This window comes from Streptomyces mayonensis (assembly GCF_018982965.1).
Lineage (GTDB): Bacteria > Actinomycetota > Actinomycetes > Streptomycetales > Streptomycetaceae > Streptomyces > Streptomyces mayonensis.
On record NZ_JACBYP010000095.1, the window covers coordinates 1 to 16,702 of the forward strand.

Below are 16,702 nucleotides of genomic sequence, written 5' to 3' on the forward strand. Positions count from 1 at the left end.
CACGCCGGTGGGCAGGTTGCCGTGGCGCGGCGCATCTGCACACCGTGGGGCGGCTGCACGCCGGTGCAGGGTGCCGTACGCGGCGCGGCTGCGCCCCGGTGGGCCTTGCCGTGACGCGGCACCTGCACGCCGGTGGGCAGGTTGCCGTGGCGCGGCGCATCTGCACACCGTGGGGCGGCTGCACGCCGGTGCAGGGTGCCGTGACGCGGTGCATCTGCATGCCGGTGCAGGGTGCCGTGGTACGGCGAGGCTGCGCGCCGGTGGGCCTTGCCGTGACGCGGCGGCTGCGCGCCGGTGGGCGTTGCGGTGGTGGGGCTTCTGCACGCGGTGGGGCCTCTCGTGCCCGCGGCGGAGCCGCACGACGATGCAGCCCCGCGCCCCCCCCCTGCGGGGCGCGCTTACCAGTTCGGTGGGCTGGCTATGGAGCGGGAGAGGACCTCGTTCAGGAGGTGGGCGGTCTCCGGCACGTCCAGTTGGGAGTTGTCGATGATGGGCAGGCCCGAGCCGTACCAGCCGGCCATGCGGCCGTGGATGCGGGCGACCTCCTCGTCGGTGAGGCGCCGGTTGCCGCTGCGTTCGGCGTTGCGCTCCAGGACGATGTCCAGGCCGGGCAGGAGGACGACCGGGAGCAGGCCGGGGCCCACGTGCCGTTTCCACCCGCCGAGGCCCACGACGGGGCGGTCCGGGAAGACCGCGTCGTCGAGGATGCAGGAGATGCCGTTGGCGAGGAAGTTGCGCGCGGAGAAGCCACAGGTGCGGCGGGCGAGGCGGTACTGCGCCTCACTGTGCTCGTTCCACCCGGTCTGGGGGTCGGCGAAGCCGGAGCGGACCCACTCGCGGACGTCGTCGAGGCTGATGTGCGCGGTGGGGACCCGGCGGTGCTCGGCCCAGTACTTGGCGACGCTGGTCTTGCCGGCGCCCGCGGGGCCGATGAGCAGCACCGCGAGGGTGGTCGTGGTCGGGTCGGGGGCGGCGGCGGTGGCAGGGGGCACGCTGGGCACGGCCACAGGGCCGCCGGGCGGCAGCGGCACATGACCGGTGGTCTCCGGCGCGGGCCCGGCGGGCGGGCCGGCGGCCGGCTGCTGCGGGCCCTGTCCGGGGGCCGGGTGCGGGGCCGGTCGCGGCGCCATCGGGTACCCGGGCGCCGGAGGTGGTGGCACGGGGGCGGGTCCCTGGGGCGGGCCCGGGTGGTGTGCGGCCGGGGACCAGCCAACGGCCGGTCCGTGCCCCGGCTGATGGGGCGGCGGCAGCGGAGAACCCACTGCGTGCTGCATCCGGTGCCACTCCGTCTCGTACAGGCGATGGGCGCTGACCGCGGGAGGGGGACCACCCGCGCTACCGAACGGTACCGCCCCCGGCCGTCGTTTGGTGAACGGCCGGAGGCGGTGCGAAGTGCCCGTCCCACAGGGCGAATCGGGCGCAAGGTACGCCGGGGTACTACTCGCCCACCTCGCCGTAGGCGGCGAGGAGGACGGCCGGGTCGGGGCCCTCGAGCACGGTGGGCTTGGCGAGGCCGTCCAGGACGATGAAGCGCAGCAGGTCGCCGCGGGACTTCTTGTCGACCTTCATGTTCTCGACCAGCTTGGGCCACTGGTCGTGCCGGTAGTGCAGCGGCAGTCCGACGGCCTCGAGGATGCTGCGGTGGCGGTCGGCGGTGGCGTCGTCGAGCCGCCCGGCGAGCCGGCCCAGCTCGGCGGCGAAGTGCATGCCGACGGCGACGGCGGCGCCGTGCCGCCACTTGTAGCGCTCGTTCTTCTCGATGGCGTGGCCGAGGGTGTGGCCGTAGTTGAGGATCTCGCGCAGGCCCGCCTCCTTCAGGTCGGAGGAGACGACCTCGGCCTTGACCTTGATGGAGCGCACGATCAGCTCGGCGGTGTGCGGCCCTGCCGGGGTGCGCGCGGCCTGCGGGTCGGACTCGATCAGGTCCAGGATCGCCGGGTCGGCGATGAAGCCGGCCTTGATGACCTCGGCCAGCCCGGAGACGTAGTCGTTGACCGCGAGCGAGTCCAGGGCGGCCAGGTCGCACAGGACGCCGGCGGGCGGGTGGAAGGACCCGACGAGGTTCTTGCCCTCGGCGGTGTTGATGCCGGTCTTGCCGCCGACGGCGGCGTCCACCATGGCGAGGACCGTGGTGGGGACGGCGATCCAGCGCACCCCGCGCAGCCAGGTCGCGGCGACGAACCCGGCCAGGTCGGTGCTGGCCCCGCCGCCGACGCCCACGATGACGTCGGTACGGGTGAAACCGGACTGGCCCAGCGCCTTCCAGCAGTAGGCGGCGACCTCGGCGGTCTTGGCCTCCTCGGCGTTGGGGACCTGGACGGCGATCGCGTCGTAGCCCTGCTCGGCGAGGTCGGCCCGCAGGGCGTCGCCGGTCTCGGCGAGCGCCTCGGGGTGGATCACCGCGACCCGCCTGGCCCCCGTGCCGATCAGGCCGCCGAGCTCGCCCAGGAGCTGACGGCCCACCAGGACCTCGTAGGGGTCGGACGCCGCGGTGCCGCCGACCTGGATCCGGGTGACTGCCTCGCTCATGCTTCCTTCAACTCCAGTGCGTCCAGGGCGGCTTGGGTCACTTCTTCGGGGGTGCGGCCGTCGGTGGCCACGACGGCCGCGGCCACCTCCTCGTACAGGTGCCGGCGCGCCTCCATCAGCTCGCGCCACTGCTTGCGCGGGTTGACCGCGAGCAGCGGACGCGCCGCGTTCAGGCCGGTGCGCCTGACCGCCTCCTCCACGTCCATCGAGAGGTAGACGACCCGCTGCCCGGCGAGCAGCGCACGCGTGTCCGCGTCCAGGATCGCCCCGCCGCCGAGGGCGAGGACGCCCGCGTGCCCGGTGAGCGCGGTGCGCACGGCGTCCTTCTCCAGCGCGCGGAAGGCGGGTTCGCCCTCGTCCACGAAGATCTCGGCGATGCTCCGTCCCTGCGCGGCGACGATGTCGTCGTCCGTGTCCCGGTAGCCGACACCGAGCCGCTCGGCCAGCAGCTGCCCGACGGTGGACTTGCCGACGCCCATCGGGCCGACGAGGACGACCAGCGGTGCCCCGCTCACCGGATGGCCAGGTGGTCGAGGTACGAGGTGACGTTGCGGCGGGTCTCGGTCACCGAGTCGCCGCCGAACTTCTCCGCGACGGCGTCCGCGAGCACGAGGGCCACCATGGCCTCCGCGACGATTCCGGCGGCCGGGACGGCGGACACGTCGGAGCGCTGGTGGTGGGCCTGGGTGGCCTCGCCGGTGGCCACGTCCACGGTCTGCAGGGCGCGCGGCACGGTGGCGATCGGCTTCATCGCGGCGCGCACCCGCAGCAGCTCGCCGGTGGTCAGGCCGCCCTCGGTGCCGCCGGAGCGGCCGGAGGTCCGGCGGATGCCGTCGGGCGTGCCGACGATCTCGTCGTGGGCCTGGGAACCGGGCACGCGGGCCAGCTCGAAGCCGTCGCCCAGCTCGACGCCCTTGATCGCCTGGATGCCCATGAGCGCGCCCGCGAGCCGTGCGTCGAGCTTGCGGTCCCAGTGCACGTGCGAGCCGAGGCCCACCGGCACGCCGTGGGCGAGGACCTCGACGACGCCACCGAGGGTGTCGCCGTCCTTGTGGGCCTGGTCGACCTCGGCGACCATGGCCTCGGACGCCTGCGGGTCGAGGCAGCGCAACGGGTCGGCGTCCAGCTTCTCGACGTCGGCCGGCGTGGGGTACACACCCGCCGGAGCCTTCACGGAGCACAGCTCGACGACATGGCTGACGATCTCGACGCCGGTCGTCTCCTTCAGGTACGACCGGGCCACCGCGCCCAGCGCCACCCGGGCCGCCGTCTCACGCGCCGAGGCGCGCTCCAGGACCGGCCGGGCCTCGTCGAAGCCGTACTTCTGCATGCCGGCGAGGTCCGCGTGCCCGGGGCGGGGCCGGGTCAGCGGGGCGTTGCGGGCGAGGCCGGCCAGCACTTCCGGGTCCACCGGGTCGGCCGCCATCACCTGCTCCCACTTCGGCCACTCGGTGTTGCCGACCATCACCGCGACCGGGGAGCCGAGGGTGAGGCCGTGGCGGACACCGCCGAGGAAGGTGACCTCGTCGCGCTCGAACTTCATCCGGGCACCGCGACCGTAGCCGAGCCGCCGCCTCGCCAGATGGTCCGCCACCATGTCCGTCGTGATCGGCACGCCGGCGGGCAGACCCTCCAGCGTCGCGACGAGTGCGGGACCGTGGGACTCCCCCGCGGTCAGCCAGCGCAACCTGCTCAACGGTGCTCCTCAGTACTCGCGCCCCGGTATGCCCGTACACGCCTTGACCGCGTACGGCGACGGCCCGACCGGGTGCGCGGGCCCCGGTCCGCCGCCTCCGATCCTCCCACGTCCGCGCGCCGGACCCGGCCGCCGGTCCATCAGACGGACGGGCGGCGGGACACGGAGGACGCGGTGCTAGGCGCGCTCCGCGAGGGCGCGCTCGCCCGCCGTACGCATCGCGGCGAGCGGGGCCGGGGTACGGCCGGTCATCTGCTCCACCTGGAGCACCGCCTGGTGGAGCAGCAGGTCGAGGCCGCCCACGACGGCGCCTCCGTACATCGACCAGCGGGCGGCGAGGGCGGTGGGCCAGGGCTCGTAGAGCACGTCGAAGAGGGTGGCGGGCCGCTCGGGGACGGCGGCGGCGAGGGCGTCGGTGGTGCCGGCCGGAGTGGTGGCCACGACCAGCGGGGCGTGCAGCGCCTGCGCGGCGTCCGCCCAGTCCGCGATGCGCACGTCGACGTCCAGCCGCTCGGCCCAGCCCCGCATCTCGGCGGCGCGGGCCGCGCTGCGGACGTAGACGGCGACCTCCCCGGTGCAGATCCGGGCCAGGGCGGCGAGGGCCGAGGACGCGGTGGCGCCGGCGCCGAGGACCGCTGCGCTGTCGACCTTCTCGACGCCGTGCTCGCGCAGGGCGGCGACCATGCCGGGGATGTCGGTGTTGTCGCCGGTCCTGCGGCCGTCCTCGCCGAAGACCACGGTGTTCACCGCGTCCACGGAGGCCGCCGTCTCGCTGACGGAGTCGAGCAGCGGGATGACCGCCCGCTTCAGCGGCATGGTCAGGGACAGCCCCGCCCACTCGGGACCCAGGTCCCCGAGGAAGCCCGGCAGCGCCGCCTCGTCGATCTCGAACCTGCCGTAGGTCCAGTCCGTCAGTCCGAGCTCCGCGTAGGCGGCGCGGTGCAGCGCCGGGGAGAGGGAGTGGGCGATCGGCGAGCCGAGCACGGCCGCCCGGCGGCCGTCAGCCGGTGGCGCTGGCAGCATCGAACTTTTCCTTCAGCTTCAGGAATTCGTCGTGGGTCTTGGCGAACTCGGTCTCCTTCAGGCCGTCGGTGGCCACGAAGTAGAACCAGCCTTCCTTCGTCGGGTTTATGGCCGCCTGGAGGGCCTCGTCACCGGGGTTGCCGATGGGTCCGGGCGGCAGCCCCCGGTTGGTGTAGGTGTTGTACGGGTCCTTGTTGCTGTTGATCTCGGACTCGCTGATGTGGATGTTGCTCTGCCCCATCAGGTAGTTGAAGGACGAGTCGAACTGGAGTTTCTGGTTCGTCTCGTAGTTGTCGGACTTGAGCCGGTTGTAGATGACCTCGGACATCTTGCGGAAGTCGTCGTGGGTCTTGCCCTCCGCCTGCAGCAGGCTCGCCACGGTGAGCAGTTCCCACGGCCCGTCGAGACCGAGGCCCGACGCCTTCTTCTCCAGGCCGAGCTTCTCGTACTGCTCACTGGCACGTGCCACCATTTGCTTCAGCACTTCTTCGGGCTTCTGGCCCTTGGCCGCCGAGTACCGGGACGGGTAGAGGAAGCCCTCCAGGGGGTCCTTCACGTTGTCGTGGTTCAGCGCCCAGTCGGGCAGGCCGAGGCTCTTGTACTCGGACTCGGCGACCTTGGCGGTGGTGCCGTCCTTCACCTCGAGGCGCTTGTCGATGAGCTTGTAGATGTCGGCGTTGCGCTTGCCCTCGGAGATGATCAGGACGCTGCGGCTCTTCGGGCTGAGCAGCAGCTCGATCGCGCTCTTCGCCGACATCTCCTTCTGCAGCGTGTACACGCCGTCCTGGATGCTCTTGCCCTGCGGGTTGCTCTGCTGGGCGGAGATGAAGGCGTCGACGCTCTTCACCACTCCCCTGCGCTTGAGCTCCTGGCCGATGGTGGACCCGCCGGCTCCCTTGGGGATGGTGACGGTCACCTCCTGGCCGTTGCCGTCGCCCGCGAAGTCCGGGGCCGCGCCGAAACGGTCCTGGTAGAACTGGTAGCCGAAGTACCCGATGCCCGCGACGCCGCCGCCGAGCACGAGGGAGACCACCAGGCAGGCGCACCCGCTGCGGCGTTTCTTGGGCTTGCCGCCCCGGCCCCTGCGGTCCTCGCGGCCGTCGTCCGCCGCCTCGCCGGCGTCATCGTCGTCGGCGTCCCGGCCGGCGAAGAAGGCGTGCTCTCCCTCGTCGGGGCCCGGGTCCCAGTCGGTGCGCTGCGGCTCGGGCTCGGCGCGCCGGCGGGCGGGCGGCTCCGGCGGCGGGTAGGCCTCCGGGGTGCCGTAGAAGTCGGGCTGCTCCGGGCCGTAGCCCGCGGCCTGCTGTCCGTAGGGGTCGGACGGGTCGGCCGGGTACTGGGCCTGCGCGCCGGTGTCCCAGCCGCCGTTGCCGTAGCCCTGCTGCGGCTGCGGAGCGTACTGCTGGTCGTACTGCTGCTGGTCGTACTGCTGCTGGTCGTACTGGGGCCTGCCGTACTGGTCGTACCGCGGCTCGGGGTGCTGGTGGCCGTACTGGTCGTACTGGGGCCCGCCGCCGTACGCGGACTGGCCGCCGTCGCCCCACTGGGCGTACTGCTGCTGAGCCTGCTGTTCCGCGTACTGCTGCGGCTGGCCGCCGTAGGGCTGCTGGGCCGCCTGGGCCTGCTGCCCGCCCCATCCGCCGTCCCCGTACAACGGGTCCTCCGGACGCCACGGTTCGGAGCCTGGGCCCCGGCCATACTCAGTCATGGATCCCCTAGAGCCGCGAGGCGACGGGGACCGGGGCCCTTGCCGAAGGGCCCGCTTCCGTTCCGCCTCTTGCTGTGCGGTGGCTGTTCGAATGCCTCCGCATCGCGCGGAACGTTACCGTACCGCGATCAGATGACCACTTCGACGCCCTCGCCGGGTGGCCTGCCTGACACCCGTTCGGATTCCAGTGCCTGCTGGAGGATGATCACAGCGGCGGCCTGGTCGATGACCGACCGCCCCTTCTTCGACCTCACGCCCGAGGCGCGCAGCCCCTGACTGGCAGTGACCGTGGTCATCCGTTCGTCGACGAGGCGGACCGGGACCGGCGCGATGCCCCGGGCCAGCTCCTGCGCGAAGCGCCTGACCTTGGCCGCGGCCGGGCCCTCGCCCCCCTTGAGGGAGCGGGGCAGGCCGACGACGACCTCGATCGGCTCGTACTCCTCGGCCAGCTGCCGCAGGCGGCGGTGCGCGGCGGGTACGTCGCGGCCGGGGACGGTCTCCACCGGGGTGGCGAGGATCCCGTCGGGGTCGCACGAGGCGACCCCGATCCGGGCGTCCCCGACGTCGACGGCCAGGCGCCGTCCGCGGCGCAGCGCCGGGCCGTCCGTCGGGTCGCTCTGGGGCGTGCTCACTTGGCGGTGTCCGCCACGAGGCGCTCGACAGCGGCGACGGCGTCGCCGACGGCCGCCGGGTTCTGACCGCCGCCCTGGGCGACGTCGGGCTTGCCGCCACCGCCGCCGCCGAGGGTCTTGGCCGCCGCGCGCACCAGGTCACCGGCCTTGAGGCCGCGCTCCCGGGCGGCCTCGTTGGTGGCGATGACCGTCAGCGGCTTGCCGTTCACAGTTGTGAAAAGAGCCACGACCGCGGCCCGGCCGCCCTGGATCCGGCCGCGCACGTCGAGGACCAGCTTGCGCAGGTCGTCGGCGGTCGTGCCGTCCGGGACCTGCCCGGTCACCAGGGCCACGCCGCGCACGTCGCGTGCCGAGTCGGCGAGGGAGCCGGCGGCCTGGAGGACCTTCTCGGCGCGGAACTTCTCGATCTCCTTCTCGGCGTCCTTGAGCTTGCCGAGCATGGCGGAGACCTTCTCCGGCAGCTCCTCCGGGCGGCCCTTGATCAGCTCCTGGAGCTGGGCGACGACCGTGTGCTCGCGGGCGAGGAAGTGGTAGGCGTCGACGCCGACCAGGGCCTCGATACGGCGCACGCCGGAGCCGATGGAGGACTCGCCGAGCAGCTTGACCAGGCCGAGCTGGGCGGTGTTGTGCACGTGGGTGCCGCCGCACAGCTCCTTGGAGAAGTCGCCGATGGTCACGACGCGCACCCGCTCGCCGTACTTCTCGCCGAACTCGGCGATGGCGCCCTGCTTCTTGGCCTCGTCGATGCCCATGACGTCGGCACGGACGTCGAGGTCACGGGCGAGGACCTCGTTGATCTTCTGCTCGACGTCGGTCATCACGGCCGTCGGCACGGCGGACGGCGAGCCGAAGTCGAAGCGGAAGCGGCCGGGCTGGTTCTCGGACCCGGCCTGCGCGGCCGTCGGGCCGAGGGCGTCGCGCAGGGCCTGGTGGGTGAGGTGGGTGGCCGAGTGGGCGCGGGCGATGGCGTGGCGGCGGCGGTCGTCGATGGAGGCCTGGGCCTTGGCGCCGACGGTGACCTCGCCGACCTGGACGACGCCCTTGTGGACGTACACGCCCGGCACCGGCTTCTGGCAGTCGCGGACCTCGATCACGGCGCCGGTGTCGACCCGGATCCGGCCGGTGTCGCCGATCTGGCCGCCGCCCTCGGCGTAGAACGGGGTGCGGTCGAGGACGATCTCGACCTCGTCGCCCTCGGTGGCGGCCGGGGAGGAGGCGCCGTCGACGAGGATGCCGACGATCGTGGACTCGCTCTCGGTGTCGGTGTAGCCGACGAAGTCGGTGGCGCCGGCCTTGTCGGCGATCTCCCGGTAGGCACCGGCACCGGCGTGGCCGGTCTTCTTGGCCTGGGCGTCGGCCTTGGCGCGCTCGCGCTGCTCCTTCATCAGGCGGCGGAACCCGTCCTCGTCCACGGAGAGCCCCTGCTCGGCGGCCATCTCCAGGGTGAGGTCGATCGGGAAGCCCCAGGTGTCGTGGAGCAGGAAGGCCTTGTCGCCGGCGAGGACGGTGCCGCCGGAGGCCTTGGTGTCGCTCACGGCGGTGTCGAGGATGTTGGTGCCGGCCTTCAGCGTCTTGAGGAAGGCGTTCTCCTCGGCGAGGGCGACCTTCTCGATCCGCTCGCGGTCGGTGATCAGCTCGGGGTACTGCTGCCCCATCATGCCGATCACGACGTCGATCAGGTCCTTGACGACCGGCCCGGTGGCGCCGAGCAGGCGCATGTTGCGGATGGCGCGGCGCATGATGCGGCGCAGCACGTAGCCGCGGCCCTCGTTGCCGGGGGTGACGCCGTCACCGATGAGCATGACGGAGGTGCGCATGTGGTCGGTGACCACGCGCAGGGAGACGTCCGAGGCCTGGGCGTCGCCGTAGGCCACGCCGGTCAGTTCGGTGGCCTTGTTGATGACGGCCATGGAGGTGTCGATCTCGTACATGTTCTGCACGCCCTGCAGAATCATGGCGAGGCGTTCCAGGCCGAGGCCGGTGTCGATGTTCTTGCTCGGCAGCTCGCCGAGGATCTCGAACTCCTCCTTGCCGGTGCCCTCACCCCGCTCGTACTGCATGAAGACGAGGTTCCAGATCTCCACGTACCGCTCGTCGTTGACGGCGGGGCCGCCCTCCGCGCCGAACTCGGGGCCGCGGTCGTAGTTGATCTCGGAGCAGGGGCCGCAGGGGCCGGGGACGCCCATGGACCAGTAGTTGTCCTTCTTGCCGAGGCGCTGGATGCGCTCGGAGGGGACGCCCACGACGTCGTGCCAGATGCGCTCGGCCTCGTCGTCGTCCTGGTAGACGGTGATCCACAGACGCTCGGGGTCGAGACCGTAACCGCCCTTGTCCTGGGGGCTGGTGAGCAGCTCCCAGGCGTAGGTGATGGCGCCTTCCTTGAAGTAGTCGCCGAAGGAGAAGTTGCCGCACATCTGGAAGAACGTGCCGTGGCGGGTGGTCTTGCCGACCTCTTCGATGTCGGGCGTGCGCACGCACTTCTGCACGCTGGTGGCGCGGTCGAAGGGCGGCTTGACCTCACCCAGGAAGTAGGGCTTGAAGGGCACCATGCCGGCCGGGACGAGGAGCAGAGTCGGGTCGTCCGCGATGAGCGACGCCGAAGGGACGACGGTGTGACCGCGCTCCTCGAAGAAGCTCAACCAGCGGCGACGAATCTCGGCCGACTCCATCAGTGGTCCTCATTCCGGTTGTACGAGTACGCCGTCCTGTCGTCGACGGTGTACCTCGGGTTGTTGCTGTTCTCGATGGCGGCACGGCGCCGCGGAGCCGCCAGCTCCGGGTCGGCGTCGACGGGGGCCTTCAGGCCCAGCGCGTCGTCCAGCTCGGCCTCCCGCCGCGCCATGTTGTCGCGGACGTCGAGCGCGAAGCCCACCGCGCGGTCCCTGACCCGGCCGCCCACGTCCAGCGCCTTGTTCGCCGCGGTGGCGGCGAGGCTGTCGGGGGTCAGCTGCTTGAGCTTCCGGTTGACCTTGGTGGTGGCCCACACACCGGCGGCCACGCCGGTGCCGAACCAGAACGTACGGCGGAACATCGCTCGGTCAGCCCTTCTTCCGCTTCGTCCGCCGCGCGGCCGGGAGCGTGCGGCCCACGATCACGGTGCCGCGCGACCGGGCGGCCGGGTCGGACGGGTCCTCCTTGCGACCGCCGAGTGCCCGGCGCACGCCGTAGCCGAACGCCGCGACCTTCACCAGGGGGCCGCCGAAGGTGGAGGCCACAGTGGTGGAGAGCGCCGAGGCGTTCGACGCGACCTCCTGGACGTCGGAGGCGATCGCGTCGACCCGGTCGATCTGGGTCTGCGCGCTGCGCACCGCCGACGAGGCGTCGGCCAGCAGCGGGACGGCCTGGTCGGTCACGTCCGCCACGAGCTTGGTGGTCGTCCTGAGCGTCTGGGCCAGCCTCGCCAGTGCGACGGCGAGGAAGGACACCAGGATCGCCCAGAAGACGGCCACCAGGATCCCGGCCACCTCGCCACCGGACACCGCGCACCCGCTCCCTGAAAGACGTGTGAACAAAGACGTGTTTGAACATCGGGAAAGTCGTGCACCGAGCCTATCGCGCCGCGCACGGGGCTCCATACCGGATTGCCGTCCGCGCGGGACGTGATCCGGTGAAGCCGCGCACGGCGATTGTACGGAGTGAATATGGTTCAGTACGCTCCGTGTTTCATGCGAGACCATCGGCGCGACGGCGTTCCGCACGGCAATCTCCCGCTGGAGCTCGACTCCTTCGTGGGCAGAGCGGCACAGCTGGCGGAGCTCGCCCGGACCCTGGACTCCGCGCGGCTCGTGACGGTCACCGGGGCCGGCGGCGTCGGCAAGTCCCGGCTGGCCGCGCGGGCGGCCGCGCGCCGCTCGCCCCGCGACGGGGTGTGGCGGGTGCAGCTGGCACCGGTACGGGACGCGGAGTTCGTCGACTACGCGGTCGTGGAGGCGCTGGGGCTGACCGACCACACGACCCGGCTGCCGCGCGAGACGCTCTTCGCGCACTTGGCCGAGCGTGAGCTGCTGCTGCTCCTGGACGGGGTGGAGCACCTGGTGGACGCCTGTGCGGCGCTGGTGACCGACCTGCTGGGCCGGTCCCCCGGGCTCCGGGTGCTGGCGGTGGGCCGCAGGCCCCTGGAGGTGCCCGGCGAACGGCTGGTCCCGCTGGCGCCGCTGGGCCCGGAGGAGGCGGTGGAACTGCTGACGGTCCGGGCGGGGCAGCGCAGCGTCAGCTACGGCTACGACGCCGACCTGGACGAGGACCACGGCGAGGTGCGCGAGCTGTGCCGGCGCCTGGACGGGATTCCGCTGGCCATCGAGCTGGCGGCGGGACGGCTCGGCGCGCTGTCGCCGGCGCAGGTGCTGCAGCGGCTGGACGACCGCTTCCGGCTGCTGACGGGCGGGGACCGCGCCGCACTGCCCCGGCACCGGACGCTGCGCACGGCGATCGGCTGGAGCCACGAGCTGTGCACGGCCCGGGAGCGGCTGCTGTGGGCGCGTCTCTCGGTGTTCGCGGGGCCGTTCGACCTGGAGGCCGCCGAGTACGTGTGCAGCGGCGGGGAACTGCCGGCCGACGACGTGCTGGACGTGCTCTCCGCGCTGCTCGACCAGTCCGTGCTGTCCCGCGAGGAGACCCCGGCCGGGGTGCGTTTCCGGATGCTCGACTCGGTACGGGCCTACGGCGCCGACTGGCTGGAGGCGGCCGGGGACGCGCACCGGCTGCGGCGGCGGCACCGGGACTGGTACGTGGGACTGGCGACCTGGTGCGAGCTGGAGTGGTTCTCGCCCCGCCAGGGTGAGGTGGCCGCCCGGGTGGACGCGGAGCTGCCGAATCTGCGCAGTGCCCTGGAGCACTGCCTGGCCGAGCCCGACGGGGCGCACCTGGGCCAGTACCTGGCGGGTGCCCTCTGGTTCCACTGGGTGGGCTGCGGCCGGCTGTCGGAGGGGCGGCGCTGGCTGGAGCAGGCGGTGCGGCTGGACGCGGAGCCGACGGCGGGCGAGCAGTCCCGGCTGAAGGCGCTGTGGGTCCTGGCCTACGTGGCGATCCTGCAGGGCGACACGGTGCCCGCGCTGGCGGCGCTGCAGGAGTGCCGGGAGGAGGCGGAGCGGTCGGCGAACCCGACGGCGGTGGCCTACGCGGAGCACCGCACGGGCTGTCTGGCCCTGGTGACGGACGACGTGCGGCGCGCGGAGCGGCTGCTGCGCTCGGCGTTGCGGCGCTACCGGGACATCGGCGAGCTGAACAGCAACGTGCTGATGTGCCAGGTGGAGCTGGCGATGACGCGGGCGTTCCAGGGCGATCTGCCGGAGGCGGTGCGGCTGTGCGCGGACGTGCGCCAGGTGTGCGAGGACCACGGTGAGCGCTGGGCCCGGGGGTACGCCCTGTACGTCCTGGCCTACGCGGCCTGGAGCGACGGCGACCCGGTGCGCGCCCGTGCGCTGCTGGCGGACTGCCTCGGCGGCGCCCACCGCTTCCGGGACCAGCTGGGCTCGGTGCTGGCGGTGGAGCTGCTTGCGCTGGTCACCGTGGCGGAGGGCGACGCGACGGAGGCCGCGGTGCTGCAGGGTGCGGCGGGCCGGATGTGGCCGTCGGTGGGGCTGCCGCTGTTCGGCTCGGCGCACTACAACGCGCCGCACGAGCTGTGCGAGGCGGCGGCCCGGGAACAGCTGGGCGACGAGCGGTACGAGGACTGCGTACGGCACGGGGCGCGGCTCGGCCGCCGGGAGGCGGTGTCACGGGCGCTGCGCCGGCCGGGCGGCGCGGTGTCGCTGCCGGGGCCGCGTCCGGCCGGCCGGCGGACCGCGGCGGGCGCGGGGACGGCGAAGCCCGCCGCCTCGCCCACCCGAGGGGGCGGGGAGACGGCGGGCTGACGCTACCGCTGGGTACTGCGCCGGGCTGCGGTCAGCGGGCGTAGTACTCGACGACGAGCTGCTCGTCGCAGATCACCGGGATCTCCTTGCGGTTCGGCTCGCGGTCCAGGCGGAACGCCAGGGCCTTGAGGTTCACCTGGAGGTAGCGCGGGGTCTCGCCGTCGGGGGCGAAGCCGCCCTCGCGGGCGATGGTGAAGAGCGTCTTCTCCTTGGAGCGGTCGCGCACCTGCACGACGTCGTCCGGGCGGACGCGGAAGGACGGCTTGTCGACCTTCTGGCCGTTGACCTGGATGTGGCCGTGGACGACCATCTGGCGGGCCTGGTAGATCGTGCGGGCGATGCCCGAACGCAGGACCAGCGCGTCGAGACGGCGCTCGAGCTCGATGACCAGGGCCTCGCCGGTCTTCATGTTGGTCTTGGAGGCACGCTCGTAGGCGCGGACGAGCTGGCGCTCGCTGAGGTCGTACTGCGCGCGCAGACGCTGCTTCTCGAGCAGCCGGACCTTGTAGTCCGAGTTCTGCTTGCGGCCGCGGCCGTGCTCGCCCGGCGGGTAGGGGCGGGCCTCGAAGTACTTGACGGCCTTCGGGGTCAGCGCGATGCCGAGGGCACGCGACTTCTTGACCTTGGGGCGGGACTGGTTCGCCACTGTCTGTGTCTCTTCTCTGGATTTCCGGCTTGTCAGTGTCCTGGGAGGTCGCAATCCGCAGCCGGGGGAATCCCGCCGGGTCCGCTCGGGAACCTGCCGGGCAGCCGCTCCCCTGGTCTGGGCACATACGTGCAGCACGCGAGTGGCCCACCGACCGCTCCCGGAAGCCGGGTGGTGGTGGGCTGCCCGCGACACCGGTCGACGGTGCGCGACGCTCCTGGAACCCGCTGGGGGTTCCGGCCGGTTGTCCCGTTCTGACAGCACGGTACTCGGCACTCCGGGGGATTCTACAGGCTGCTCAGGACCGCTTGCGACCGAGGTGGCCGCGGGTCCACTCCACGGCGTCCGCGTACCGGGCCTCGGCGCCGTGCCGGGTCGGCGCGTAGTACGTCCGGTCCTTCAGCTCGTCCGGGGCGTACTGCTGGGCGGCGATGCCCTCCGGCAGGTCGTGCGGGTACACGTATCCCTGTCCGTGCCCGAGCTTGCCGGCGCCCTTGTAGTGGCTGTCGCGCAGGTGCGCCGGGACCGGTCCGGCGTGCCCCTTGCGCACGTCGTCCAGGGCGGCCCCGATGGCGGTGGTGGCGGCGTTGGACTTCGGGGCCAGGGCGAGGGCGATGGTGGCGTGGCTGAGGGTGAGGGCGGCCTCGGGGAAGCCGATCATGGCGACGGCCTGCGCGGCGGCCACGGCGGTCGGCAGCGCGTTCGGGTCGGCCAGACCGATGTCCTCGCTGGCGGAGATCATCAGGCGCCGTGCGATGAAGCGGGGGTCCTCGCCGGCCTCGATCATCCGGGCCAGGTAGTGCAGGGCGGCGTCCACGTCGGAGCCGCGGATGGACTTGATCAGGGCGCTGGCGACGTCGTAGTGCTGGTCGCCGTCGCGGTCGTACTTCACGGCGGCCCGGTCGACCGTCTCCTCCAGCGTGGTCAGGCCGACCTCCGTCTCGCCCTTGTCGAGCGCGGCCCCGGCGGCGGCCTCCAGCGCCGTCAGCGCCCGGCGGGCGTCGCCGCCCGCGATGCGCAGCAGGTGCTCCTCGGTGTCCTCGGGCAGGGCGACGGCTCCGGCGAGTCCCCGCTCGTCGGCGAGGGCCCGGCGGAGCAGGCCGCGGACGTCGTCGTCGGTCAGCGGTTCGAGGGTGAGGAGGAGGGAGCGGGAGAGCAGCGGGGAGATCACCGAGAAGTACGGGTTCTCGGTGGTGGCGGCGATCAGGGTGACCCAGCGGTTCTCGACGGCCGGGAGCAGGGAGTCCTGCTGGGCCTTGCTGAAGCGGTGGATCTCGTCGAGGAAGAGGACGGTCTCCTTGCCGTACCCCCCGACGGCGCGGCGGGCGCCGTCGATGACCGCGCGGACCTCCTTGACGCCCGCGGTGATCGCCGACAGTTCCACGAAGCGCTTGTTGGTGGCCTTGGAGACGACGTAGGCCAGGGTGGTCTTGCCGGTGCCCGGCGGGCCCCAGAGGATGACCGAGGAGGGACCGGCGGGTCCGGAGCCGCCCTCGCCGACCAGGCGGCGCAGGGGGGAACCGGGCTTGAGCAGGTGCTGCTGGCCGACGACCTCGTCGAGGGTGCGCGGACGCATCCGCACGGCGAGGGGGCTGCCGGTCGGGTCCTTCTCCTGGCGTTCTTCGGCTGCGGCGGTGAACAGGTCGGGCTCCACGCCATGAACCCTAAAGGACCGCACCGACAACGCGACGGGGCCGGTGGACCCGGCCGGCCGGAAGGCCCGTCGAGCGGGCCGTCAGCCGGCACGTCGGGCGGGCCGTCGGCCGGCCCCTCGGCCGGTCCGTCAGCTGGTCCAGAAGTCCCACCAGCGGGTGAGGACCATCATGCCGATGATGCCGATGTGCAGTACCGGCAGGACCCAGGTGAACTCGCCGAAGAAGCCGCGCAGCCAGCCCGGCGCGGGCAGGAAGCCCTTGCGGACGTTGAAGGACGTCACGTACCAGAACATCAGGATCGTGGCGACCCAGGCCAGGCAGCACCACAGGCACAGCGAGTTGATCCGGTACAGGGACTGGAACTGCAGCCAGGAGACGAAGGCGACGCCGAACAGGCAGCCGGCGTTGAAGGTGAGCCAGTACCAGCGCGGGTAGGTGGCGCGGGCGAGCAGGCTCATGCCGACGCAGACCACCATGCCGTAGGCGACCAGGCCGAGCATGGGGTTGGGGAAGCCGAAGACGGAGGCCTGGTCGCTCTCCATGATGTTGCCGCAGGAGACGACCGGGTTGAGGCTGCAGCCGGGCGTGAACGTGGTGCCGGCGACCTTGGCCTCGAGGATCTTCTGCTTGTCGATCGTGATGACCCAGGCAGCGAGCAGGCCGGCCGCGCCCGTGATCACCAGCAGCAGCGCGAGGGCCCGGCTGCCGCCCTCGGTGCGCGCTGCTCCGGCGGCGGGGTCCGGCGCGGGCTCTGCCACGGTGGAGGCGTCCTTCACTGTCGTCTTGCTCATCACGCCGATTCCGTCACTTGAGAGTGGGACCTGCTTCGGGCAGGGCCATTGTGCCGTACCACCCTGTAGGGCCACCGTTCGATGAACATATGAACGGACCGGTACTCACTCCGAAGTGGCGTGTTCCGGCCACCCTCCGTTCTCCAGGGGCACACGTGGACGAGAACGCGTGC

General features: G+C 72.4%; 14 protein-coding genes. 1 reads left to right on the forward strand and 13 read right to left on the reverse strand.

Translation table 11 applies throughout. From position 1 onward, the window contains the following. Positions 1-398: 398 nt before the first annotated feature. From HZS56_RS28040 to HZS56_RS28085, 10 genes are all read right to left on the reverse strand, one after another. Positions 399-1,274, reverse strand: coding sequence for a Pro-rich N-terminal domain-containing protein (locus tag HZS56_RS28040; protein WP_216723586.1), 876 nt, complete (start codon positions 1,272-1,274; stop codon positions 399-401). Positions 1,275-1,437: 163 nt separating this feature from the next. After that, on the reverse strand, positions 1,438-2,529 hold the full coding sequence (gene aroB / locus HZS56_RS28045) for a 3-dehydroquinate synthase (protein WP_216723587.1): 1,092 nt from the start codon (positions 2,527-2,529) through the stop codon (positions 1,438-1,440). Continuing rightward, complete coding sequence (locus tag HZS56_RS28050) at positions 2,526-3,008, reverse strand: shikimate kinase (protein ID WP_216723610.1); 483 nt, start codon at positions 3,006-3,008, stop codon at positions 2,526-2,528. Before HZS56_RS28050 ends, aroB begins: the two co-directional genes overlap by 4 nt. A gap of 32 nt (positions 3,009-3,040) precedes the next feature. Then, positions 3,041-4,225, reverse strand: a complete 1,185-nt coding sequence (gene aroC, locus HZS56_RS28055; RefSeq protein WP_216723588.1) for a chorismate synthase — start codon at positions 4,223-4,225, stop codon at positions 3,041-3,043. A 177-nt stretch (positions 4,226-4,402) separates the two neighbouring features. Further along, entirely contained in the window at positions 4,403-5,248 is an 846-nt protein-coding gene (locus HZS56_RS28060; RefSeq protein WP_216723589.1) for a shikimate dehydrogenase, read from the reverse strand. Then, positions 5,226-6,953 carry an endolytic transglycosylase MltG gene (mltG, locus tag HZS56_RS28065; RefSeq protein ID WP_216723590.1) on the reverse strand — a complete coding sequence of 576 codons (1,728 nt, stop codon included), beginning with the start codon at positions 6,951-6,953 and terminating at the stop codon, positions 5,226-5,228. Before mltG ends, HZS56_RS28060 begins: the two co-directional genes overlap by 23 nt. Positions 6,954-7,081: 128 nt before the next feature. Next, positions 7,082-7,585: a Holliday junction resolvase RuvX gene (ruvX, locus tag HZS56_RS28070; protein ID WP_216723591.1), complete on the reverse strand. Its 504-nt coding sequence runs from the start codon at positions 7,583-7,585 to the stop codon at positions 7,082-7,084. Beyond that, the gene (alaS, locus tag HZS56_RS28075; RefSeq protein ID WP_216723592.1) at positions 7,582-10,254 is read right to left on the reverse strand and encodes an alanine--tRNA ligase; all 2,673 of its coding nucleotides are present in this window, start codon (positions 10,252-10,254) and stop codon (positions 7,582-7,584) included. The genes ruvX and alaS overlap by 4 nt, the downstream gene beginning before the upstream one ends. Next, positions 10,254-10,616, reverse strand: a complete 363-nt coding sequence (locus HZS56_RS28080; RefSeq protein WP_216723593.1) for a hypothetical protein — start codon at positions 10,614-10,616, stop codon at positions 10,254-10,256. The genes alaS and HZS56_RS28080 overlap by 1 nt, the downstream gene beginning before the upstream one ends. A gap of 7 nt (positions 10,617-10,623) precedes the next feature. Then, entirely contained in the window at positions 10,624-11,064 is a 441-nt protein-coding gene (locus HZS56_RS28085; protein ID WP_216723594.1) for a DUF948 domain-containing protein, read from the reverse strand. A gap of 186 nt (positions 11,065-11,250) precedes the next feature. Here HZS56_RS28085 and HZS56_RS28090 point away from each other — a divergent pair, with 186 nt between their 5' ends. Further along, positions 11,251-13,437 (forward strand): ATP-binding protein, encoded by a 2,187-nt coding sequence (locus tag HZS56_RS28090; protein WP_216723595.1) that lies wholly within the window; start codon positions 11,251-11,253, stop codon positions 13,435-13,437. A gap of 31 nt (positions 13,438-13,468) precedes the next feature. Here HZS56_RS28090 and rpsD read toward each other — a convergent pair whose 3' ends face one another. The 3 genes from rpsD to HZS56_RS28105 all read right to left on the reverse strand — a co-directional run bounded on the left by rpsD (position 13,469) and on the right by HZS56_RS28105 (position 16,529). Then, positions 13,469-14,083, reverse strand: coding sequence for a 30S ribosomal protein S4 (gene rpsD / locus HZS56_RS28095; RefSeq protein WP_007447552.1), 615 nt, complete (start codon positions 14,081-14,083; stop codon positions 13,469-13,471). A 298-nt stretch (positions 14,084-14,381) separates the two neighbouring features. Next, positions 14,382-15,737 carry a replication-associated recombination protein A gene (locus tag HZS56_RS28100; protein WP_216723596.1) on the reverse strand — a complete coding sequence of 452 codons (1,356 nt, stop codon included), beginning with the start codon at positions 15,735-15,737 and terminating at the stop codon, positions 14,382-14,384. 129 nt (positions 15,738-15,866) lie between these two features. Further along, the gene (locus HZS56_RS28105) at positions 15,867-16,529 is read right to left on the reverse strand and encodes a vitamin K epoxide reductase family protein (protein ID WP_216723597.1); all 663 of its coding nucleotides are present in this window, start codon (positions 16,527-16,529) and stop codon (positions 15,867-15,869) included. Positions 16,530-16,702: the final 173 nt, after the last annotated feature.